Here is a 22,028-nt window from a genome sequence, read left to right on the forward strand (position 1 = left end):
AGGTAAGAATGGCACGACCGGAAAACCTTCTCTACAGCAAGACCCACGAATGGGTGCGGGTAGATGGGGACATCGCCACGGTGGGGATTACCGACTACGCCCAGGAGCAGCTGGGCGACGTGGTGATGGTGGATTTCCCCGCCGTGGGCAAGGCGGTGCAAGCCGGGCAGGAAATGGGCACGGTGGAGTCGGTAAAGGCGGTTTCCGAGGTGTTTTCGCCGGTTTCGGGGGAAGTGGTGGAGGTCAACGGCGAACTGGAAGCGCACCCCGAGCTGGTCAACCAGGACCCCTTTGGCTCCGGATGGCTGGTCAAGATTAAGGTGAGCCAGGTCCCTTCGGACCTCATGGATGCCAAAGCCTACGAGCAGTTTGTCCAGGAGGAAGGGGGTCATTGATGCACCGGTACCAGCCGGGGGCGGGGGATCGCCAGCGCATCCTTCAGTTTCTTGGCTTGAAATCCCCGGAAGAGCTCTTCGCGGCCATTCCCCAGGAGGTCAGAGTTGGCGAGCTGCCCTTGCCTTTGGGCATGGCGGAGGAGGAAGTCCGCAGGGTTTTCCGGGAGTGGGCGGCAGCCAACGTCACCGCCGAAGAGAAGGTGAGCTTCCTGGGCGCCGGGGTTTACCGGCACGTGGTGCCGGCGGTGATGGACGCGGTGCTTTCCCGGGCTGAGTTCTTCACGGCGTACACCCCTTACCAGCCCGAGGTCAGCCAGGGCACGCTGCAGGCCATTTTCGAGTTTCAAACCTACGTGTGTTTGCTCACCGAAATGCCGGTGGCCAACGCTTCCCTTTACGACGGTGCCACCGCCGTGGTGGAAGCCGTGCTCATGGCCGCCCGCCTGCGGCCGGAAAAGCGCAAGGTTTTTGTTTCCCGGCTTATCCACCCCGATTACCTGGCCACCCTGCGCACCTACGCGGAAGCGGCGGAGCTGGAGCTTTTAGAGCTTCCCTGGGATGGGGCCGGTCGCACTGACCTGAGCCAGATTCATCCTGAAGAAGCGGTGGCGGTGGTGGTGCAGTCCCCCAACGTTTTGGGGGTCGTTGAGGATCTGGCGGCGGTGAAGAAGGCTTCCGGTGAGGCGCTTTCGGTGCAGGTGGTGGCGGAAGCCACCTCCCTGGGGCTTTTGGCCCCCGGCGGCCGCTTTGGTTTTGACGTGGTTTGTGGGGACATGCAGGCCTTTGGGCTGCCTCCCTCCTTTGGTGGCCCCCATGTGGGCTTTTTTGCCACCCGTAAAGAGTACCTCCGGCAAATGCCGGGAAGGCTGGTAGGGCAGACCGTGGACGCCGACGGACAGAGGGCGTTTGTGCTCACGCTTTCCACCCGCGAGCAACACATCCGCCGCGCCAAGGCCACCTCAAACATCTGCACGAACCATTCCCTCATGGCCCTGGGGGTTACGGTGGTGCTTTCGCTTCTGGGCAAAAAGGGGGTCCGCGAGCTGGCGTTGGCCTCCCACGCCAAGGCCGAGTACCTGAAGAAGCGCCTGGCCTCGCTGGCCCCCAAGGTGCAGCTGGCCTTCCCTGAAAGCCCCACGTACAACGAGTTTTTGCTCCTCCATGGGGAGCCGGAAAAGCTTTTGGCGCGGCTTTCCGAGGAAGGGATCCTGGGGGGCGTGGCCACCAGCCGGCTGGCTTCCTACCTGCCCCCGGGTGTCTTGGTGGCCGTCACCGAAAAGAACACCAGGGAGGAGTGCGATCGTTTGGTGGACGCATTGGGGAGGCTGGCATGAAGGGGAAATCCTTGCGGGCCCGGGAAGCCCTGATCTTTGAGCGTTCCACGCCGGGAACCGTGGGTTACCAGCTTCCGGCCTTCGACGTGGAGCCGGTGGACCCCGCCAAGACGCTAGGTGCCGAGCTGGTGCGCGGGGAAATTGCAGACCTCCCCGAAGTTTCGGAGGTGGAGGTGGTCCGTCACTTCCACCGCCTCTCCCAGTGGAACTACGCCGTGGATGAGGGACTTTACCCCCTGGGCTCCTGCACCATGAAGTACAACCCCCGCATCAACGAGGAGCTGGCCCGGCTTTCCGGCTTTGCCCAGGTGCACCCCCTGCAACCGGAAAGCGAGGTGCAGGGTGCCTTGCGGCTCATGTGGGAGCTGGAGCAGGCGCTCATTGGCATAACCGGCATGGCCCGGGTCACCCTGCAGCCAGCAGCCGGTGCTCACGGTGAGCTCGCCGGCATGCTCATGATCCGCAAGGCGCTGGAAGACCGGGGTGAGGGCCGGCGCACGGTGCTGATCCCCGACTCCGCCCACGGCACCAACCCCGCTTCGGCGGTTTTTGCCGGGTTCAAGGTCAAAGAAATTGCCTCCACTTCAGCGGGAACTCTGGATGTGGACGCCCTGAGGCGGGAGCTGGAAAGCGGGGACGTAGCGGCGCTCATGATTACGGTGCCCAACACGTTGGGGGTTTTTGAGCCGGAAATTGCCAAAGCTGCCGCCATGCTGCACGAAAAGGGCGCCTTTCTTTACATGGATGGTGCCAACCTCAACGCCTTCGTGGGGGTTGCTTCCCCAGGGAAAATGGGCGCTGACGCCCTGCACATTAATCTGCACAAGACCTTTTCCACCCCTCACGGTGGAGGGGGGCCGGGAGCGGGACCGGTGGCGGTTTCCCGCCTTTTGGAGCCGTACCTGCCGGTACCGGTGGTGGAAAAGCGCCAGGGCGTGTTCACCCTGGACTACGACCGCCCCAAGAGCATTGGCAAGGTTCGCTCCTTTTACGGCAACTTCGGCATCATGGTGCGGGCCCTGGCCTATATCCTCTCCCTGGGGCGGAACGGGCTTAAGGCCATGACCGAAGCGGCGGTCCTGAACGCCAACTACCTGCGGCGGGCCCTTGCGGAGCACTACCACCTGCCCTACCAAAGCCCCACCTTGCACGAAGTGGTGTTTGACGACTCCCGGCAAAAGCCCTTCGGTGTTTCCAACATTGACATTGCTAAAAGGCTTCTGGACTACGGTTTCCACGCACCCACCGTGTCCTTCCCGCTCATCGTGCACGGGGCGCTGATGATCGAACCCACCGACAGCGAAAGCTTGGCCGAGCTGGAGGCTTTTGTGGAAGCCATGAAGGCCATTGCCCAGGAAGCCAGGGAAAACCCCGAGCTTTTGAAAACCGCGCCCCACACCACGCCGGTGCGCCGCTTGGACGAGGTCCGGGCCGCCCGGCAACCGATCCTGCGCTGGTACCCCCAGGGCGCGGAAAGCCCCTAACGGGCTGGTTTCGCGCCGGGGTGCCAAGGGGTTGTTTTCTTAAAAGGGGTTTCGGCGGGGCCGGCAAAAAAACGGCGCGGTGATCGTGTGCGCTGAAGCGGTTCGCTACACTGAGGAACGGAGAGGCTATGGGAAGCTTTCGGGTTGCCAAGCAGTTCACCTTTGACGCCGGGCATCGGCTCGTTTCCCACCCCGAGCTTTGCCGCCACCTGCACGGCCACACCTATCGGGTGGAGGTGGTGCTGGAGGCGCCCTCTTTGGACCCCAACGCCATGGTTTGCGACTACAAGGCCCTTTCGCTATTGGTGCGTTCGGTCCTGGCCCCCCTGGATCACGCCATGATCCTTTGGCGGGAGGACCCCCTTCGCGGGGTTCTGGAGCAAGCCGGGGAAAGGGTGGTTGTCCTGGATGCGGAGCCCAGCGCCGAGGTTTTAGCTCAGCACCTCTTTTCCGAGATCAAAAAGGTGCTGGCCCAGGCTGCCGCCGAGCCGCAGCGGGTGGCCCCCTACCGCTGGCGCCCGGAAATCCGACTGGTTTCGGTTCGCCTTTGGGAAACCCCCACCACCTGGGCGGAGTACAGCGAAGCATGAGCGCAAGCCTGGAAAAAAGCCTTCCCCCTCCGCTGGACGTGCAGGACCTGACGGCCCTTTGCGCGGCCATCCCTCAGCCCATTGGCGTCACGGGTGCTACAGGGTTCGTGGGTAGCCACCTTCTTGAAGCGCTGGTGGCCGGCGGTGCAGCGGTACGGCTTTTGGTGCGGGACCCCAAGAAGCTGCCCACGGCTTTGGCTTCCCAGGTGGAAGTGGTGGTGGGCGATTTGGGCGATGACGCTGCTTTGCAGCAGTTTGCGGCGGGTTTGGGGACGGTGCTGCACCTGGCCGGGCTGGTGCGTGCCCGGCGGGAGGAGCAGTTCGTTGCGGCCAACGCGGTGGGGACAGCCAAGTTAGTGGCTGCTCTCGAAAAAACCGCAGCAAAACCCCGCTTTGTTTACGTTTCCTCGCTGGCCGCTGCCGGTCCTTCGCCAAATCCTGAGGGTCGCGCCCCGGAAGACCCGCCGGCCCCCATTTCCGCTTACGGGCGCTCCAAGCTTGCGGGGGAAAGGGCGGTGGCCGGGTATGGGGGGAGCTGGGTCATCCTGCGCCCTCCGGCCATTTACGGGCCCCGCGACCGCGATGTTTTGCAGTTTTTCAAGATGGCCAGCCAGGGTTGGCTCTTTTACCCGCGGGGGGAACGCTACATTACGGTGGCCTTTGTGGGGGACGTGGTCCTGGCGGTGCTGCGGGCGGCGGCAAGCTCACGTTCCGGCAGCATCTTCCACCTGGGTGAGCCCACACCGTACCCCATGGGGGTTTTGCTGCAAACCTTGGTGGAAGCGGGCAAGGTGCGGGCCAGGGTGGTGCCTCTTCCGGGCCTCATTTTCCGCGTGGCGGGTCTGGTGGGCGACGGGCTTCACCTATTAGGCTTTCGCGATGTACCCATGACGTCGGATAAAGCCAGCGAGCTGCTGGCCCGCCACTGGACGGCGCAGACCCGTTCTTCCCTTTCGGCCCTTGAGCTCCCGGAGCCGGTACCCTTCCGTCAAGGTGCCGTGCTGACCTGGGCCTGGTACCGGAGGGAAGGATGGTTACCGCATGGTAAGATTTGACACGATGACGGACGGAGCGCGCGAAAGGGGTAAAAGCGTGGACATTTTTCAAAAGTGCTACGACTTCCGCGATGCCGATGAGGTAAAACAGGCCGGGCTTTACAGCTACTTTCGCATGATCTCCTCGGCCCAGGAACCGGTGGTGATGATGAACGGCCGGGAGGTGGTAATGCTGGGCTCCAACAACTACCTGGGGCTCACCAACCACCCGGAGGTGAAAAAGGCGGCTCAGGAAGCCGTGGCCAAGTACGGCACGGGTTGTGCCGGGTCACGGTTTTTGAACGGCACCCTGGATATTCACGTGCAGCTGGAGGAAAAGCTGGCGCAGTTCATGCGCAAGGAAGCAGCTTTGACCTTTTCCACCGGCTTTCAGGTGAATCTCGGCACGGTTTCCTGCCTGGTGGAGCGGGGGGACATCGTTTACCTCGACAAGCTGGACCACGCCTGCATCATTGACGGGGCGCGGCTGGGTTTTGGCACCGTGGTGAAGTACGAGCACAACGACGTGGCCGATTTGGACCGCCGCTTGTCCCTCAAGGACCCTTCCCGCGGCGCTCTGGTGGTGGTGGATGGTGTTTTCTCCATGGAGGGCGACATCGTCAACCTCCCGGGCCTGGTAGAGGTTTGCCAAAAGCACGGCGCCCGCCTCATGGTGGACAACGCCCACGGCATTGGCGTTTTGGGGGAGCACGGGCGCGGCACCGCCGAGCACTTTGGCCTTGAGGACAAGGTGGACCTCATCATGGGCACCTTCTCCAAGTCGCTGGCTTCGGTGGGAGGGTTCATTGCCGGCGAGGAGAGGGTCATCAACTGGATCAAGCACCGCGCCCGCTCGTTGATCTTTTCGGCGGCTCCCCCACCGGCCTCGGTGGCGGCGGTGCTCAAAGCCGTGGAGATCATCGAGCGCGAGCCGGAACGCCGGGCCAAGCTGTGGGAAAACACCGCCTTCATGAAGCGTGAGCTGGCCAACTTGGGTTTTGACACCGGCGACTCCCAAACCCCGGTGATTCCGGTGGTGGTGGGTGAAGACCGCCTGGCGTTCTTCATGGCCAAACGCCTGGAGGAGGAAGGGGTGTTTGTGAACCCCGTGATTTCCCCGGCGGTGCCTCCCGGCCGCGCGTTGCTCCGCACCTCCTACATGGCCACCCACACCCGGGAGCATTTGGAAAGAGCGTTGGCGGCGTTTGCCAAAGTGGGCCGCGAGGTGGGCTTGATCCCATGAGCGTACTGCCCCTCCGCCTGGAGCCGGTCCAAAGCCGCGAGCAGTGGCGGCACTTCCTGGACCTGCCCTGGCGGATTTATCGTGGCGACCCTTGCTGGGTGCCACCGCTCAAAAAGCAAGTCAGGGGTTACCTGGACCTCAGCCACCCGTTTTACGCTTACGGACGGGCGGAACGCGAGGTCTTCCTGGCCTACCGCGGGAGCCGGCCGGTGGGGCGCATTGCCGCCATCCTCAACCGCGCCCACAACCAGTTCCACGGGGATCGCTGGGGCTTTTTTGGCTTTTTTGAGTGCGAGGACGACCCCGAAGCCGCCGGTGAGTTGCTGGCGGCAGCGGCCCGCTGGCTTAAGGAAAAGGGTTGCGAGGCCATGGTGGGGCCGGTCAACCCCTCCACCAACTACGAGTGTGGTTTGCTGGTGGAGGGCTTTGACACCCCGCCCACGGTGATGATGACCTACAACCCGCCGTACTACGCTTCGCTTTTGGAAAGCTGGGGGCTCGTCAAAGCCAAAGACCTTTACGCCTACTGGTCCCCGGTGCATCCCGGCTCGTTGGATCGGCTCCGCCGCTTTTCGGAGCGCACCCAGGAGCGGGAGCCCAGCCTCACCGTTCGTGCCGTCAACCTCAAGGACTTTGCCAACGAGGTGCGGATCATCCAGGACATTTACAACAAGGCCTGGGAAAAGAACTGGGGGTTTGTGCCTACCTCCGACGAGGAGTTCGCCTGGCTGGCCCGGGAGCTGAAGCCTTTAGTGGACCCCAAGCTGCTCTACATTGCCTTTTACGACGGGGACCCTGCGGGCTTTTTGCTTGCCCTCCCCGATGTCAACCCCGCCCTGGCCGAGCTCAACGGCAGCATGGCTAACCCCTTCCGGCTCTTGCGGGCCTACTGGGTGGGGCGCAAACCAGTGGGCTTGCGCCTCATCACCATGGGGGTCAAGCAGCAGTACCGCTTGCGGGGCATTGAGGGCGTGATGTTCTACCACGGGCTGCAAGCCGCTTTGGATCGCGGCTACCGCTGGTGCGAGTACTCCTGGATTCTGGAGGACAACGAGCTGGCCAAGCGCACGGTGCGGCTCATGGATGCCAAGCTCACCAAGGTGTACCGGCTTTACAGCAAGCCGCTGGCGTAAGCTCCAAGGGGCCCAAAGGAGCAAAAAAGATGCGGGACCGAAGTCCCGCATTGCGGTGGGTTCCCCGGAGTGGTGCACCGGGTCTCCTCACCGCGCTGGGGGGAGCAAGCGCAAACGAGCGCCAGGTGCGCTCTAAGAAAAATATGTGACTGAAAACGCTCTGTGTCAACAGAGTGTCGAGCAAGCGTAAGCGCCGGCTTGCTTCCCGGCTCCTACGCACCCGGGGGCTTGGTAAGCACCAGAAGCCGAAGCTCAGTCATTTCTTCAAAGGCCCAAGCCGGGCCCTCCCGCCCAAACCCCGATTGCTTCACGCCGCCGTAGGGCATGGGGTCGGTACGCCAGGAGGGGATGTCGTTGGCAATGACCGCCCCCACCTCGATGCCCTCCCAAGCTTGCTGGATCTTGCCCCAATCGCGGGTGAACACCCCGCACTGTAAGCCAAAGCGCGAGTCGTTTACCTTGGCAATGGCTTCCGCAAAGTCCTCAAAAGGCTCCAGGACCGCCACCGGCGCGAACGCTTCCTCGCACCAAAGGGGGTGGTCGTGGGGCACGTTTTCCAGAAGCGCGGGCCAAACCACCGAGCCTTCCCGTCGAAAGCGGGTTAAAAGCGTGGCGCCACGGGTGCGGGCGCTTTCAATCCAGTCCACGATGCGTTGGGCATCGTAAGCGGAAATCATGGGTCCGCAGAGGACCTGGCTGTCGGTGGGGTTGCCGGTGGGAAAGCGTTCGGCGGCGGCCACCAGGGCCTCTCGCATGGTTTGGTAAAGCTCTTTGGCCACCAGCACCCGCTGCACGGAAATGCAGGACTGCCCGGCGTAGGCAAAGGCCCCCAGGGCAATGCGGTGGGCGATGACCTCGGGATCACCGGCGTCCTTTTCCACGATCACCGCCGCATTGCCCCCCAGCTCCAGAGTGACCCGCTTGTCCCAGCACTGCTTCTTGAGGTTCCATCCCACCGCTGCCGAGCCGGTGAAGGTTAAAAGTCGCACCTCGGGCGCTTCCAGCAGCTGCTGAACCGCGTCCCCGGCACAAGGAAGCACGGAAATCGCCTCCGGCGGAAGCCCCGCCTCCACCAAGATGCGGCCCAGGTGCAAAGCCGGCGAGGGCGTTTGCGAAGCTGGCTTGAGGATGATGGGGCAGCCCGCCGCCACCGCCGGCGCCATCTTGTGGGCCACCAGGTTCAGGGGAAAGTTGAACGGGGTAATGCCCACCACCACCCCAACGGGCACCCGGCGAAGCAAGCCCCAGCGGCCCTCCCCGGAGGGGAACCCGGAAAGGTCCAAGAGCCTGGCTTGCGCACTGCGGGCCACCCGCGCCGACTCCAGCAGGGTTTCCACGCAGCGGTCAGCTTCAATGCGGGCCAGCGCCAGCGGCTTTCCCGCTTCCTCCACCAGAAGCTGGGCCAAAAACTCCCGCTCTTGCTGCACCCGCGCTGCGGCGTTTTCCAGAATCGCCGCCCGCCGGTGGGGGGGGAGGCTGGCGATGGAGGTGCGGGCGTCTTTGGCCGCCTCCAGCGCCAGGCGCAACTGCTCGCCTTCGGCCTGCGCCACCTCCGCCACCACGGCCCCATCGAAAGGGGAGAGGATTTTCCTTGCGGTTTTGCCCTTCGTCACTGTGCCGGCCAGGAGCAAACCTTCTTTGCGCATGGTCCCTCCACTGCCATGGTAGCCAAAAAAAACCGGGCCGCTTCCCCCCCGAAAAGCGGCCCGCCCGAGCGGAAGCTCGGGGGAGGCAAAGCCTCCGCTTCCTCAAAACCATCCCAGCGGCCGGATTTGTTCCCTCCTGGGCGCTCCCGCTACATCGCGACGCAGTAACGCTACCGTCGCGCGGTTCGGGTGATGATGACGCCGGTGAGCACCAGGACCGCACCCACCAGCTGCCCCGGGCTCCACCGCTCACCCAGGGTAAGCCAGGCAGTAACCGCGGCCACCACCGGGGTGGCGTTGGAGTACACGGCGGTGCGCGTGGATCCCAGCTGGCGAAGGGCGAAGTTCCATCCCAAGTAGCCCAGCCCAATGGCAAGCACTCCGGAAAAGGCCAGGGCTCCCCAGGCCGGAAGCGGGAGCTCCTGCCACGGCTGGGAGGTGAGCTCGGGGAGAGCCACCAGCACCAGCGGTGGAGCCCCCGCGAGAAACCCAACGGCAGTGGCTTTCATGGCGGGGACGCGGGCCAGCAGGGGATCGGCGTAAAGCGTGTAGCACGCCCAGGTAAAGGCCCCCGCCAACATCAGCCCGTCCCCTCCCAGGTGGCGAAGGTCCAGGCTCACCCCCTGGCGGAGGACGATGAGCATGGCGAGCCCGCCGGTGGCTAGAGCCACCCCGAACCAGGCTCGCAGCGAAAGCCGTTCCCGCCCCAAAAGGTGGCTTAAGACCGCTACCTGCATGGGCATGGTGGCCTGGATCAGGGCGGCGTTGCCGGCGGTGGTGCGAGCCAAACCCAGGATGAAGAAGAGCTGATACACGGTATTGGCCAAAAGGCCGGCAATGACGGCCTGTTTGCGCTCTTGCGGTGGTAGCCGCAGGCTTTGCCCGGAAAGCTTGACCAGCACCAACACCGTGAGGGTAGCCAAGGTGAAACGGGCTGCGTTAAAGGCCAGAGGGGAGAAGAAGCGAAAAGAGGCTTTGATGACCGAGTAGTTGGCACCCCAGATGACGATAAGCGTGGCCAGCACCAGATCGGCCACGCCAAAGGGGGAACGCGGGCGGGGCGGCATGGTCATGCTTTCCCGCCAATGCTTTCCAAAAAAGCCCGCACCAACGCCACCGCCTGGGTAGGGCTGGAGTAGCGGGCCAAGGTCAGGCCCGGAAGCCCCGCCAGTAACCGCGAAACCCGCACCTCTTCCCGGGCCATGGCCAAAACCGGCTTGCCCACGCTTACGGCTGCCATGACCTCGATTCCCACGCCGTGGGAAGGGGTGGAGACCTCCGCCACCAGGCAGTCCGCTTGGGAAAGCCACGCCAGGTCCCGCTGGGCCAGCTCCCGGTCGGACAGCAGGTGGTCCGATGCTTGTTCCACCTCGCCAACCACGTGGGGTGTGAGCACCTCATGGCCCGAGGCGGTCAAGGCCCGCAACACCTCTTCCACGGCCGTGGTGTCCCTGTGGGGGTTGGTCATGGCGCAGGCCAGGTACACGCGCATGCGGTAAGTCTAGCCGGCTGCTGGTAAACTCCAAGCCCGTGGCGGAAGAACCTTTGGTGATTGCCATTGATGGCCCGGCAGGGGCCGGAAAGTCAGCAGCGGCAAGGCTTTTGGCCGCGCGCTTGGGTCTTCCCTACGTGGATACCGGTGCCATGTACCGGGCCGTAGCGCTTTTGGCCCTGGAGCAAGGGATTGCCCTGCCTCCCGATGAGCAGGGCAAGGCCCGTTTGGTTTTGCTCGCCCGGCATTTGGACGTGCGGTTTGGCGGAACGCCAGCGTCGCCTAGGGTCTTCCTGGGCGCCAGAGAGGTGACCTCCGCCCTGCGGCGGGAGGAGGTTTCCCGGGCCGCATCGCTGGTTTCGGCTGTGCCTGAGGTGCGGGAAGAGCTGGTGAGGCGTCAGCGGGCCCTGGGTCAGGCGGGTGCGGTGATGGAGGGACGGGACATTGGCACCGTGGTTTTTCCCCAGGCCAGGGTGAAGTTTTTCCTCACCGCTCGCCCGGAAGTGCGAGGAAAGCGGCGCTACGACGAGCTGGCAAAACAAGGGGTGAAGGCTGATTTGGAAGCTATTGTCAGCGAAATCCGCGAGCGAGACTTGCGTGATTCCACCCGGAAGGTTTCGCCCTTGCGGCCGGCCGATGATGCCATGGTGGTGGATACTTCCGACCTGAACCTGGAGCAGGTGGTGGAAGAGCTTTTGAAGCTCACCCACCAGCGGCTGCGCGGCTCCGCGCGCCCTGACTTACCAGCAAACAAAACTTGACAGCAAAAGCCAGAAACCGCTAACCTTACGCGCTTGTGGAGCAAGCATCGCGGTGCCGGCCGGCATCGCTCGAAGGAGGCATGAGTGGGCACCATCAGCAACGACGAAGCCAAGACGGGGCGAGGGCCTGTCAAGGAGGAAGCGAGCAAGCTGAACCGGGAAACCCTGCAAGAGCTCATGGCGGAGTCCTTTGGTCACCTGCAAGCCGGTGACGTGGTTACCGGCGTGGTGGTGGCCATCACGGACGACGACGTGGTGGTGGACGTTTCCTTTAAAACCGAAGGCGTAATCCCACGCTCGGAGTTTTTGGATCGGGACGGCAACCTCACGGTAAAGGTGGGCGACGAGGTGGATGTGCTCGTGGAGAAGTTCGACCCTACCACCGGTGAGATCAAGCTTTCCCGGGAGCGGGCGGCGCGCATCCGCATTTGGGAGGTCTTGGAAACCGCCTATCGGGAAAAGACCCCGGTGCGCGGGCGGGTGGTGGAGCGGGTGAAGGGCGGCCTGTCCGTGGACATTGGGGTGCGGGCGTTTTTGCCCGGCTCTCTGGTGGACGTGCGCCCCATCCGGCGGCTGGAGGATTACATCGGCCAGGATGTGGAGGCCCGCATCATCAACTTTGACCGTCGGCGCAACAACGTGGTGATTTCCCGTAAGGCCATTTTGGAAGAGCAGTTGGCCGCCCAGCGGGAAGAGACCCTGGCCAAGCTGGAAGAGGGGATGATCGTCACCGGCACCGTCAAGAACGTGACCGATTACGGCGTGTTCATTGACGTGGGCGGTATTGACGGGCTTTTGCACGTCACCGACATCTCCTGGGGCCGGGTGGGGCACCCCAGCGAGTACTTCAAGGTGGGCGACGAGGCCAAGGTGGTGGTGCTCAAGGTGGACCGCGAAAAGGGCCGGGTTTCTTTGGGCTACCGCCAGCGCTTCGAAGACCCCTGGACCCATGTGGAAGCCAAGTACCCCGTGGGGAAAAAGGTGCGGGGGAAGGTCACTTCCCTTGCTGATTACGGTGCTTTCGTGGAGCTGGAAGAAGGGGTCGAGGGCTTGGTGCACGTTTCCGAGCTTTCTTGGACCAAGAAGGTGAAGAGCCCCAAGGGCTTTTTGCACGTTGGTCAAGAGGTGGAAGTGGTGGTAACGGAAGTGGACGTGGAGAGAAGACGCTTGTCGCTTTCGCTGCGCCAAGCTGAGCCCAACCCGTGGGAGGACTTCGCCGCCACCCACCGGGTGGGGCAAAAGGTCACCGGCAAGGTGCGCAACCTCACGGAGTTTGGAGCGTTTGTGGAGCTGGCCCCGGGGGTGGATGGTCTGGTGCACATTTCCGATATGAGTTGGAGCCGCCGCATTTCCCATCCTTCCGAGATCCTGCAAAAAGGCCAGGAGGTGGAAGCCATCATCACCGCGCTGGACGTGGTGAACCAGCGGATTTCCCTGTCCATGAAGGAGCTGCTGCCCAACGAGTGGGATTCCTTTGCGTCCGCGCACCAAGTGGGCGACGAGGTGGACGGGTACATCACTAACGTCACGGATTTTGGTTTGTTTGTGGAGCTGGCGCCGGGCGTGGAGGGTTTGTGCCACGTCTCGGAGGTGGAGAGGCTGTCTTCGGGACCGCTGGCGGAGGAGTTTCCCAAGGGGCGCAAGGTGCGCTGCCGGTTGATCCGGCTGGATTTCGCTGAGCGGCGCATCGGGCTTTCGCTGCGCGGTATCACTCAGCCGGACGGAAGCGAGGAGTCAGCTGCCGCGCCGGAGGCGCAAGCGGAAGAGGTGCAGGAAGCGGCAACCCCAGAGCTGGGCGAGGAGCCTGAAGACCTGGTGGCACCAGGGGAGGAATCGGTTGTCCCTGAGGCCGAAGGTAAGGAGGAGGCATGACCCGCGCGGAAATCGTGGAGGCCCTCACCAACCATTTGGGTTTGCCGCTCAAAAGCGCCAACGAAGCGGTGAACGTGGTGCTGGAAGCCATGGTGCAAGCGTTGCGACGGGGGGAGGAAATCGAGCTGCGGGGGTTTGGGTGCTTCCGTTTCCGGCAGCGGAAACCCCGCACCGGGCGTAACCCCCGCACCGGAGAAAAGGTGGCCGTGGCGGCAAAAAAGGTCGTTTACTTCAAGCCCGGAAAGGAGCTGAAGGAGCAACTGGGTTGAGTTCGGGGCGGCTCGCTCACCTCTTTGCTCCTTGGCGTTTCGCGTACGTGTCCAAGGCCAGTGAAGTACCCGGTACCTGCATCTTTTGCGCTGCCATCTCCGGCGGGCGCGAAACCCTCACGGTGGCGGTGGGGGAAAGGGTCTTTGCCCTCCTCAACCGCTACCCCTACACCGCCGGCCACGTGATGGTGGCCCCCAAGGCGCACACCGGCGACCTCACCGCGCTGGATCGCGAAACCCTGGCGGAGCTCATGGAGCTAGGGCAAAAGCTGGTGCGGGCCTTAGACCGCGTGTACCACCCCCACGGCTACAACCTGGGCTTCAATCTTGGTGAGGCAGCGGGAGCCGGCATTGCCGACCACCTGCACCTGCACATCGTTCCCCGCTTTCGGGGGGACACCAACTTCATGACCACCAACGCTGCCGTGAGGGTGGTTCCCGAAGATCTGGAGGTCACCTGGGAAAAACTCACCCGCGCTTTGGAGGGTAACGATGCCGGCCGCTAGCGAACGCCCAACGCCTGTGTCTCCCACTTTGGCCGTGGTGGCGGCCTGGCTGGTGCCGGGGCTGGCCCATCTGCTTCTGGGTCGCAAGCAGCGCGCCGCGGTTTTTGCTCTGGTGGTGGTGGTGAGCTTCGTGGTGGGGATCCTCTGCCAGGGGGAGCTGATCCTGCCCAAGCCCGGTGATCCCCTTTCCTACTTTGCCACGCTAGCCACCCTGGGCAACGGCGTTTTGTTTTTTGTTGCCAAGTTTTTGGGCCTGGGGGATGGAGTGCCCACGGCGGTGACCTACGAGTACGGCAACGCGTTCCTGCTCACCGCTGGGGTGATGAACCTGCTTTTGATGCTGGACGCTTACGATATTGCGGTGGGCAAAAAGGAGTGGTGATGGCTGACCACTTCACGCTCATGACCCTGCACGCTTTGCTGTTGGCGGCGTTTTTTTCCTTCCTCTGGAAGCGGGATGCCGCCGAGCGACGCCGCTACTTCCTGAAGGTCTTTTTGATTTTGCTCTTGGGTGCGGTGGGGGTGGGTTGGCTCATGTACCCGTTTCCCCGCCCTTCCTAGCGTGGGCCTCAAGGTGGTCACAAAACGCCAATACCTGGTGCTTTCGCTGGTTTTAGCGGCCGTTTACCTGTGGGTCGGCACGCGCCCGCGGCTTCCCCATGCCCTGGGAGTTTTCCCCGATTGGCTGGGCCACGGGTTGGCTTACGGGGTGCTGGCGTGGGTGCTGCGGCGGGGCATGGACGCTTTTGTTCCGGCGGCTATTGGTGCCACGGGCCACGGGATGCTCCTCGAATGGCTTCAGAGGAGCGTCCCCGGCCGCTCGGCGGAAGTTACGGACGTGCTGGCTGATGCTTTGGGCGCCATCCTGGGCGCATGGCTTGTACGTCGCCCATGGTGAGGGTTTTCCTTTCCGCTGCTGAGGCTTCCGCCGATCAGCACGGCGCCCATCTCCTCCGGGAGCTGCAAGCGTTGACGACCGTGGAGGCCTGTGGGGTGGGCGGCCAGCGCCTCCGGGAGCAAGGCTTAAAGCCCCTGGCCACCGCTGAGGAGCTCTCGGTGATGGGGCTTTTCGAGGTGCTGCAGCACCTCCCGCGCTTATGGCGGCTGGCCCGCTACGTGCGGCGGGAGGCTCTGAGGTTTCGCCCGGATGTGGCGGTGCTCATTGACTCCCCGGACTTCCACTTGCCCCTGGCCCGCCATTTGTCCCGGGCCGGCATCCCGGTGGTGCTTTACGTTTCCCCGCAGCTTTGGGCTTGGCGTTCCGGGCGGGTGAAGCTCATCCGCCGGGTGGTGCGCAAGGTCCTCTGCATTCTGCCCTTTGAGGTTGACTTTTACCGCCAGCACGGGGTGAACGCCAGCTTCGTGGGCCACCCTCTGGTGGACGAGTTGGCGTCTATCCCCCCTGTGGTGGGCCAGGAGCGCAAGCACGCCCTGGCGCTTTTGCCTGGCTCCCGGCGGCACGAGGTGGAAGCGCTTTTGCCGGTGATGCTGGAAGCTTTTCACCGCCTGCGTGATGAAGATCCGCAGCTTGCGGGCAAGGTCATCGTGGCCCCCGGTCTTTCTACTGGAGATTTGCAGGCCCTGGCCGGCCCTGACGGCTCCGGCCTGGAGTTCGTGGAAAACCACCGCTACCAGGAGCTGGCCCAATGTGAGGCAGCCTTCGTGGCTTCCGGAACGGCCACCCTGGTGTGCGCGCTCTTGGGGGTCCCCATGGTGGTGACCTACCGTCTTCACCCGTTGTCCTTTGCCCTGGCCTCCTTGCTGGTGAAGGTTCCCCACGTGGGTTTGGTGAACCTGGTAGCCGGGGAGCGGGTGGCTCCGGAGCTGGTGCAGGATGCGCTGGATGCCACCTCGCTGGCGGCCGCGGGGCGGGCCCTGCTTGGCGAGGAAGGGGAAATCCAGCGGCGTAAACTGTCGCTGGTGAGGGAAAAGCTGGGTGGTCCTGGTGCCTCTCGCCGGGCTGCCGAAGAAGTCCTCGAGGTGGCTGGCCGGTGAAGGTCCTTTTGCGTCTTTTGCGCTACACGCGGCCGCATATGGGGTGGGCGGCAGTGGCGGTGGTGGGCATGGCTGGGGTGGCGCTGGCCACGGTTTTCCTCATGTACCTGGTGGTGCCGCTTTTTGACAACATGCTGGGGGCAGGGGCAGCCCAGCAGATCCTGGGCAAGACCGTGGCCGGACAAGCTTCGGCAGCGCCCAAGAAGGCGCCTAACCCCGTCGTGCGCGCGCTCCAGCACCAGTTTGAGCGAGCGAGGGACCTGCTTTCCGCCCATTTGCCCTCCGACCGCTGGTCGCTGGCGGTGCTGGTGTTGCTCACGGTTTTTGTAAAGAACGCCCTCACCTACTTTGGGCATTACGCCTTTTACCGAACGGGTCTGGCCACCGTCAAGGACTTGCGGGACCAGCTGGTGGATGCCCTGTTGCGGCAATCCCCGGCGTACTTTCAAAAGCAACCCACAGCGGTGCTCATGTCCCGCGTCACCAACGACGTGGAGCAAATCACCGCGGCGATTTCTGATCGCTTCGGGGATCTCTTCCAGGATTCCTTCACGGTGGTGGGGCTTTTGGTGTACGCCTTTTCGTTGAACTTCCGCTTTGCCCTGGCGGCGCTGGTGGTGGCCCCGCTGCTCATTGCCCCCATTTGGCACTTTTCCCGCAAGCTCCGCAAGCGCTCCCACCAAAGCCAGCAGCGCTTGGGGGAGATGAACACCGTTTTGGACGAGGTGTTCAAGGGCCATCGGGTGGTGCAAGCCTTTGGCATGGAGCGCTTCGAATCGGCCCGTTTCCGCGAGGCCACCCGCCGCCACTTCAAGGCCAACCTCAAAGCCCGCAAGGTGCAAGCGCTTAACGCGCCGGTGATGGAGGTGCTGGGGGTGGCCGGCGCCATGGCCCTCATTGGATACGCTTCGCACCTGATTTCCCGCGGGGAGATGACCGTAGGGCTCTTCACCTCGTTTTTGTTTGCCCTCTACGGGATGTACAACCCCATCAAGCGGCTGAACAAGCTCAACCTGGCGATGCAAATGGCCATTGCCGCCGGCGAGCGGGTCTTTGCGGTGGTGGACGCGCCGGTGCTCATTGCTGACAAACCCGGCGCCAGGCCGTTTACGGGTTTGCGAGAGGCTATCCGCTTCGAGGGCGTTTCCTTTGCCTACGAGCCGGAAAAACCGGTGCTGCGGGACTTCAACCTGGTGATTCCCGCCGGCAAGGTGGTGGCCCTGGTGGGCCCTTCGGGGGCGGGAAAGTCCACCGTGGCCCAGCTTTTGCCGCGGTTTTGGGATGTGGATTCAGGCGTGATCACCGCCGATGGTGTGGACATCCGCGAGTTTACGCTGGCCTCCTGGCGGGCGGCTATCGGCTTGGTTACGCAAGAGACGGTGCTCTTCAACACCACCATTCGCGCCAACATCGCCTACGGTCAGGAGCGCGTTGACGAAGAAAGGCTTCGGGCCTGCGCTCGCGCGGCTTTTGCCGAGGAGTTCATCCTGGAGTTCCCCGAGGGCTACGACACGGTGGTGGGGGAAGCGGGGGTCAAGCTCTCCGGCGGCCAGCGGCAGCGCATTGCCGTGGCCCGGGCGCTCTACAAGGACCCACCGATCCTCATCCTCGACGAGGCCACCTCGGCTTTGGATGCGGAAGCCGAGGCGGTGGTGCAAAAGGCGTTGGAGAACCTCATGCGCGGCCGCACCACGCTGGTCATCGCCCACCGCTTGGCCACCGTCCGCAACGCCGATTGGATTGCGGTGATGGATCAAGGCAAGGTGGTGGAGGAAGGCACACACGGGGAGCTTATGGCCCGGGGCGGGCTTTACGCCCGCTTGGCGGAGCTGCAGGGGCTTTCCGAATGAGCGGGCGGCTTTACTCCATGACCGGCCTGGGGGAAGCGGCAGGTGCCGTTTCCCCGCGGCTTTCCGCGCGGGTGCGGGTGTGGTCGGTGAACTCCAGGGGCTTGGAGATCAACCTGCGCTTTCTGCCCCGGGGCGATTACCCCGAGCTGGAGCTGGCCTGCCGGCGGGAGGTCGGCACCCGGATCAGCCGCGGCCGGGTGAGCCTGGTCTTGGAGCTTAAGCGCACCGACTGGCAGCAGGCTCTGCGGTTGAACTGGGAGGTGGCGAAGGCCTTGGCCCAGCAGCTGCAGGCTAAGCCTGCCGAGCTGGAGCTGGCGCCCCTGCACTTTGGGGAGCTTTTGGCGGTTCCCGGTTTTGTGGAGGCGAGCGAGGAGGCACTGACCCCCGAAGAGCAGGAGGGGGTGCTGGGCCTGTTGGGCGAAGCGCTTGAGGCGCTTGCCGCCGCCCGCGCCCGGGAAGCGGAGCTTTTGCTTCCCTCCTTGCAAAGGGAGCTGGCGGTGGTGGAGGGGTTTGCGGAGTTTCTGGCCAGGGAAGGGGAGGGTCTGCGCCAGGCCCTGTACCGGCGGCTTTTGGAGCGGGTTTCAGGTTTGCGTTCGGAAGGGGTGGACGAGCTGCGGCTGGCGCAGGAAGCGGCGCTGTTGGCGGAGCGCAGCGATGTGGCCGAGGAGCAGAGCAGGCTTCTGGCCCATGTGGCGCACTTTCGCGGGCTTCTGGCGGAAGGAGGCGCGGTGGGCCGCAAGCTGGATTTTTTGGTGCAGGAAATGCTGCGGGAGCTGAACACCGCCGGCTCCAAGCTGCGGGAAGTGGGAGTGGGCGAAAGGCTGGTGGAGGCCAAGGCGGCGGTGGAGCGCCTGCGGGAGCAGTGCGCCAACCTCGAGTAGGGGCGACCGGCAGGTCGCCCACAACGATAAGGGGTACAGCGTGGGGGCGACTGGCGGGTCGCCCCTTTCTCCCATCAAAAAACCAGCTGGTACCGCACCGACACGTTGCGCCCGGGTAGCGGGCTTTTTTCTTTGAAAAACGAGGTGTGGTTGAGGGCCTTGGCGTCGGTGAGGTTAGCCCCCTGCAGCCAGAGGATGTGGGCGGTGCGTTGGCCGGCCAGGCGAAAGCCCACGGCGGCATCCACAAGGGTGTAGCCGGGCGTTAGTGTTTCCCACTGGGAAATGCGCGTGGCCGCCAGCACCCTTTGCAGGCCCAACCGCAGGTTCCAGGGATCGACGTGCCACTCCAGGCGGGCAAACAGGCGCGCCGGAGGTATCCTCGGCAGGTTTCCACCCCTTCCTTGCAGCTCGCCGCGGACCATATCGCCACCGTAGGTGAGCTCCAGGTGGGATGCGGGGTCGGTGAGGAGGTCCCAATGGCCGGAAAGCTCCGCACCCCAGAAACGGGCATCGGCCTGGCGGAAGACAGCTACCGGAAGGTCCTCTACAACTTCACCGGTGAGGTTCTGGAACGTGAAGTTGGCCACCTCAGCGCGGAACAGGTTGAGCTGCAGGGAATGGCGGGCGATGGACCAGCGCACCCCCACTTCCCCGTGCCGGTTTCGTTCCAACTGCAAGCGGTCATCGCCCACCTCAAAAAGGCCGGTAGCGGCATGGGGGCCGTGGGAGTAAAGCTCTTCCGGATTGGGGGCCTTGCCGGTGTAACCTAGCGAGGCGTAAAGCTTGAGGTTGTCCGAAAGCTTGAAAGTGGCCGAGGTGGTGAGGCTGGCAAAATCAAAACCGCGACGGGGGTTTTCTCCCCGGGGGTCGTGGCGCACGTGATCCCACCGGGCTCCCAGCTCCCAGTGAACCCGCCCCGCATCGCCGTGTTCCCAGAGGAAAACCGCGGCTTTCTGGGATTGGGTGTGAGGCAGATAGCTCTCCTCGCCTTTAACCTGTAAATCCCGGCTTTGCCCTTCCCACCCGAGGATGCCGGAAAAGCCGAAAATAGCGTCATGGTGCAGCTCCAGACGAGCGGAGGTTTGCTGGTTTTGCACGCGGGTTCCCACCTCGTCCCCTTCGTACTCCTGGTGGTGGTAGTCCACCTGTGCCACACCGAAGCGCACGCGGGTTAGCGCTCCCCAGGATAACGGCAGCTCCCCCCGCGCTTCCCACCTTTGCCGGAAAAGCGCCACGTGGACGTTTTCTTCCACGGGGCTGCCGTAGGTGCTCTGGTGGCGATCGAAGCCTACGCCTAAAAACCCGCCGTCCGTGAAGCGGGCAAGGCCGATGCTGGCATCGTCGCTGTCGGCAAAGCTGTTTTTGACCTTTCCCCAGGCGCTGCGGTAATCGTTTTGACGTTGGCTGCTGCCGGTGGCTTGCCAGCTCCATGCTCCTCGCTGGCCCTGGAGGTTGGCCGCGAGCGCCCTTTGCCAGCCGTTGGAGCCCACCGACCACCAGGTTTGCCCCAAAAGCGGGGCATCGGCGGGGGATTGCGGTACCGGGCCACCCACGGTGTTCACCACGCCACCCAGGGTTTCGGTGCCGTAAAGCAGGGCGGCGGGACCCCGCAGCACCTCCACCCGGTCGAGACCGAAGGGGGTGAGTGCCACGCCGTGATCCGGGCTGGTGTCGGAAGCATCGCCCACGTCCAGCCCCGACTGCAGGATGCGCACCCGGTCACCCCCTTGCCCGCGCAAAAGCGGGCGGCTGGCCCCGGGGGCGTAGAAGCTTGCGGTCACCCCTGGCTGCTCCCGTAACGTCTCGCCCAGGCTGGGCTGGGCTGCCAAAAGCAGCGTATCGCCGGTCAAGACCGAAACCGGCCTTGCGGTTTCCGTCATCTTTTCGGGATGGGCGGCGGAAACCAAAACCTCCTCGTGGAAGGTGGCCGGCTGTACCTGCAGGACCAAGAAAAGCTCGCCACCCGGCGTGACTGCTTGCTCTTGGGAGGCGGTTTCCCCGGTGGGTGTGGTTGCCTGCACCAGGTAGCGCCCGGGCTTGAGACCCTCAAGCCGCGCTTGGCCCTGGGAGTTGGTACGGGCGCGGAAAGGCATTCCCACGATGGTGACTTCCGCGTCGGCCACCGCTTGCTTTTGAGCGGTGACCACCGTGACCACCAGCGTGGCGGTTTCTCTGGCGGTAGGGTTCGCCACCGCGTGGCTCTCGCTGACAACGAACATCAACAAACATGCCAAGAGGCATGAAATCAAAGGCTTTCGTTTCATGGCTTGCTCCTTATCTGCTTAGCAAAAGCGGCTTTTTCGTGCGTTAGGAGTGAAAAAAGCTAGAGGCTAAGCAGGAGGAGCACGGGGTTGGCCGGGAAAGCGGAAGGCCGCCGGAGCTGGCGTGAAGCTTTCCCCATGGAAGGGCGAAACCAGCGGTGGAAGCCCGAGGGAGAAGGTGCTTTCGGGCGCCAGAGCCTGGCCGTGGGGTATGGAGCAGTGAAAACAGCGATGCACCGGCGAGGAGGAAGAGGGCGTGGCCTTGAAAGAGCAGCTACTGGCTTGGGCGTGAATATGGGGCAGCGCCTGCACGCTCCCGTACAGCAGGAAAAGCGCGGCCAAACCGAGCCGGAAGCGGCGCAACGCGACCTGCATCACGATCTCAAGTTTAACACCTGCCCTCGGTTGTCCAGCCCCAACGGGGCAGTATGGCGACCCTGGCGACCCCCGAGGCCGGCTGGCGGGAGAAAGAAGGCGAGCGGTCGATGGTGTTGCAGAAATATCGAAAACAGGATCGTTACGACCATTGGTGTCTCATTTCGATTTTTCCCTAAATGTGATTTTGCGACTCGAAACCATTGACAACAATTTTCCGTCTCGCTAGCATGCGCGATCGTGAGCGAACACGGGCGGTCTCGGTGGGTTTTCCCCTCTTGGACAAACCAGCTGCGGGTGGTGGTGGGCGTGGCTCTGGTGGTGGTCCCGGTGTACCTGGTGGTGCTGGTGGGCTACGGGGCTTCCCCGCGTACCACCGATGTGGGCTATGCCCCGGAGCAACCGGTTCCCTACAGCCACGCCTTGCACGTGGGTCAGCTGGGTTTGGATTGCAGGTACTGCCACAACACCGTGGAGGTGGCGGCCAAAGCCGCCATCCCTCCCACCCAAACCTGCATGAACTGCCATGCGCGGGTGCGGGCCACCAGCCCCAAGCTGATTTCGGTGCGGGAGAGCTACGCCACCGGTATGCCCATCCCCTGGGTGCGGGTCCACGACTTGCCGGACTACGTGTACTTTGACCATTCGGCCCACGTGCGACGGGGTGTGGGGTGTGTGTCCTGCCACGGGCGGGTGGACACCATGGAGGTGGTGCGGCAGGTGGAGCCGCTCTCCATGGGCTGGTGTTTGGATTGCCACCGCAACCCTGAACCCCACCTGCGGCCACCGGAGCTGGTCACCAGCATGGATTGGGTTCCCCCTGAAAAGCCGGAGGTTTACGGACGGCGCTTACGGGAGCAGCTGGGCGTTCGCCCCTCCACCGACTGCTGGACCTGTCACCGCTAGG

Annotated in this window: 23 protein-coding genes; 18 read left to right on the plus strand and 5 right to left on the minus strand. The window is 63.8% G+C overall.

Annotated features, from left to right (window positions below):
• The first annotated feature begins 8 nt into the window (after positions 1–8).
• From gcvH to EG19_RS06350, 7 genes are all read left to right on the plus strand, one after another.
• The gene (gene gcvH / locus EG19_RS06320; RefSeq protein WP_038048758.1) at positions 9–395 is read left to right on the plus strand and encodes a glycine cleavage system protein GcvH; all 387 of its coding nucleotides are present in this window, start codon (positions 9–11) and stop codon (positions 393–395) included.
• A complete protein-coding gene (gcvPA, locus tag EG19_RS06325) occupies positions 395–1,729 on the plus strand; it encodes an aminomethyl-transferring glycine dehydrogenase subunit GcvPA (RefSeq protein WP_200867122.1) in 1,335 nt (444 codons plus the stop codon). The genes gcvH and gcvPA overlap by 1 nt, the downstream gene beginning before the upstream one ends.
• Positions 1,726–3,213, plus strand: coding sequence for an aminomethyl-transferring glycine dehydrogenase subunit GcvPB (gcvPB, locus tag EG19_RS06330; RefSeq protein WP_038048762.1), 1,488 nt, complete (start codon positions 1,726–1,728; stop codon positions 3,211–3,213). The genes gcvPA and gcvPB overlap by 4 nt, the downstream gene beginning before the upstream one ends.
• Before the next feature lie 128 nt (positions 3,214–3,341).
• A complete protein-coding gene (locus EG19_RS06335; protein ID WP_038048765.1) occupies positions 3,342–3,803 on the plus strand; it encodes a 6-pyruvoyl trahydropterin synthase family protein in 462 nt (153 codons plus the stop codon).
• Positions 3,800–4,858, plus strand: coding sequence for an NAD-dependent epimerase/dehydratase family protein (locus EG19_RS12575; protein ID WP_053334994.1), 1,059 nt, complete (start codon positions 3,800–3,802; stop codon positions 4,856–4,858). The genes EG19_RS06335 and EG19_RS12575 overlap by 4 nt, the downstream gene beginning before the upstream one ends.
• Positions 4,859–4,895: 37 nt before the next feature.
• Positions 4,896–6,080 carry an aminotransferase class I/II-fold pyridoxal phosphate-dependent enzyme gene (locus EG19_RS06345; protein WP_038048909.1) on the plus strand — a complete coding sequence of 395 codons (1,185 nt, stop codon included), beginning with the start codon at positions 4,896–4,898 and terminating at the stop codon, positions 6,078–6,080.
• A complete protein-coding gene (locus EG19_RS06350) occupies positions 6,077–7,213 on the plus strand; it encodes a GNAT family N-acetyltransferase (protein ID WP_038048767.1) in 1,137 nt (378 codons plus the stop codon). Before EG19_RS06345 ends, EG19_RS06350 begins: the two co-directional genes overlap by 4 nt.
• 212 nt (positions 7,214–7,425) lie before the next feature.
• Here EG19_RS06350 and EG19_RS06355 read toward each other — a convergent pair whose 3' ends face one another.
• From EG19_RS06355 to EG19_RS06365, 3 genes are all read right to left on the minus strand, one after another.
• Entirely contained in the window at positions 7,426–8,859 is a 1,434-nt protein-coding gene (locus EG19_RS06355; RefSeq protein ID WP_038048769.1) for an aldehyde dehydrogenase family protein, read from the minus strand.
• Positions 8,860–9,029: 170 nt separating this feature from the next.
• A complete protein-coding gene (locus tag EG19_RS06360; RefSeq protein WP_081799984.1) occupies positions 9,030–9,932 on the minus strand; it encodes a DMT family transporter in 903 nt (300 codons plus the stop codon).
• Positions 9,929–10,351: a nucleoside 2-deoxyribosyltransferase gene (locus EG19_RS06365; protein WP_038048773.1), complete on the minus strand. Its 423-nt coding sequence runs from the start codon at positions 10,349–10,351 to the stop codon at positions 9,929–9,931. Before EG19_RS06365 ends, EG19_RS06360 begins: the two co-directional genes overlap by 4 nt.
• 38 nt (positions 10,352–10,389) lie before the next feature.
• On the opposite strand from EG19_RS06365, the gene cmk reads away from it, so the two are divergent.
• The 10 genes from cmk to EG19_RS06415 all read left to right on the plus strand — a co-directional run bounded on the left by cmk (position 10,390) and on the right by EG19_RS06415 (position 18,485).
• Entirely contained in the window at positions 10,390–11,112 is a 723-nt protein-coding gene (cmk, locus tag EG19_RS06370; protein ID WP_053334995.1) for a (d)CMP kinase, read from the plus strand.
• 84 nt (positions 11,113–11,196) lie between these two features.
• Complete coding sequence (locus EG19_RS06375) at positions 11,197–12,984, plus strand: 30S ribosomal protein S1 (protein ID WP_053334996.1); 1,788 nt, start codon at positions 11,197–11,199, stop codon at positions 12,982–12,984.
• Entirely contained in the window at positions 12,981–13,253 is a 273-nt protein-coding gene (locus tag EG19_RS06380) for an HU family DNA-binding protein (RefSeq protein WP_038048775.1), read from the plus strand. The genes EG19_RS06375 and EG19_RS06380 overlap by 4 nt, the downstream gene beginning before the upstream one ends.
• Positions 13,250–13,759 carry an HIT family protein gene (locus tag EG19_RS06385; protein WP_038048777.1) on the plus strand — a complete coding sequence of 170 codons (510 nt, stop codon included), beginning with the start codon at positions 13,250–13,252 and terminating at the stop codon, positions 13,757–13,759. The genes EG19_RS06380 and EG19_RS06385 overlap by 4 nt, the downstream gene beginning before the upstream one ends.
• Positions 13,746–14,141, plus strand: a complete 396-nt coding sequence (locus tag EG19_RS06390; protein WP_038048779.1) for a DUF6677 family protein — start codon at positions 13,746–13,748, stop codon at positions 14,139–14,141. Before EG19_RS06385 ends, EG19_RS06390 begins: the two co-directional genes overlap by 14 nt.
• On the plus strand, positions 14,141–14,320 hold the full coding sequence (locus EG19_RS06395) for a hypothetical protein (RefSeq protein WP_152543955.1): 180 nt from the start codon (positions 14,141–14,143) through the stop codon (positions 14,318–14,320). Before EG19_RS06390 ends, EG19_RS06395 begins: the two co-directional genes overlap by 1 nt.
• Positions 14,321–14,333: 13 nt before the next feature.
• A complete protein-coding gene (locus tag EG19_RS06400) occupies positions 14,334–14,657 on the plus strand; it encodes a VanZ family protein (RefSeq protein ID WP_038048917.1) in 324 nt (107 codons plus the stop codon).
• Positions 14,633–15,754: a lipid-A-disaccharide synthase gene (gene lpxB, locus EG19_RS06405; protein WP_038048783.1), complete on the plus strand. Its 1,122-nt coding sequence runs from the start codon at positions 14,633–14,635 to the stop codon at positions 15,752–15,754. Before EG19_RS06400 ends, lpxB begins: the two co-directional genes overlap by 25 nt.
• Positions 15,751–17,604 (plus strand): ABC transporter ATP-binding protein, encoded by a 1,854-nt coding sequence (locus EG19_RS06410; RefSeq protein WP_038048785.1) that lies wholly within the window; start codon positions 15,751–15,753, stop codon positions 17,602–17,604. The genes lpxB and EG19_RS06410 overlap by 4 nt, the downstream gene beginning before the upstream one ends.
• On the plus strand, positions 17,601–18,485 hold the full coding sequence (locus EG19_RS06415; protein WP_038048787.1) for a YicC/YloC family endoribonuclease: 885 nt from the start codon (positions 17,601–17,603) through the stop codon (positions 18,483–18,485). Before EG19_RS06410 ends, EG19_RS06415 begins: the two co-directional genes overlap by 4 nt.
• Positions 18,486–18,559: 74 nt before the next feature.
• Here the strand turns inward: EG19_RS06415 and EG19_RS06420 are convergent, their stop codons facing one another.
• Together EG19_RS06420 and EG19_RS06425 are read right to left on the minus strand one after the other, a co-directional pair.
• On the minus strand, positions 18,560–20,749 hold the full coding sequence (locus EG19_RS06420; protein ID WP_081799985.1) for a TonB-dependent receptor: 2,190 nt from the start codon (positions 20,747–20,749) through the stop codon (positions 18,560–18,562).
• Between the two features lie 66 nt (positions 20,750–20,815).
• Positions 20,816–21,124 (minus strand): hypothetical protein, encoded by a 309-nt coding sequence (locus tag EG19_RS06425; RefSeq protein ID WP_152543956.1) that lies wholly within the window; start codon positions 21,122–21,124, stop codon positions 20,816–20,818.
• 237 nt (positions 21,125–21,361) lie between these two features.
• Between EG19_RS06425 and EG19_RS06430 the strand changes: the two genes are divergently transcribed.
• Positions 21,362–22,027, plus strand: a complete 666-nt coding sequence (locus tag EG19_RS06430; RefSeq protein ID WP_081799986.1) for a cytochrome c3 family protein — start codon at positions 21,362–21,364, stop codon at positions 22,025–22,027.
• The last annotated feature ends 1 nt before the right edge of the window (position 22,028 follow it).

Origin of the sequence: Thermoanaerobaculum aquaticum, from assembly GCF_000687145.1 — a bacterium.
Classification (GTDB): domain Bacteria; phylum Acidobacteriota; class Thermoanaerobaculia; order Thermoanaerobaculales; family Thermoanaerobaculaceae; genus Thermoanaerobaculum; species Thermoanaerobaculum aquaticum.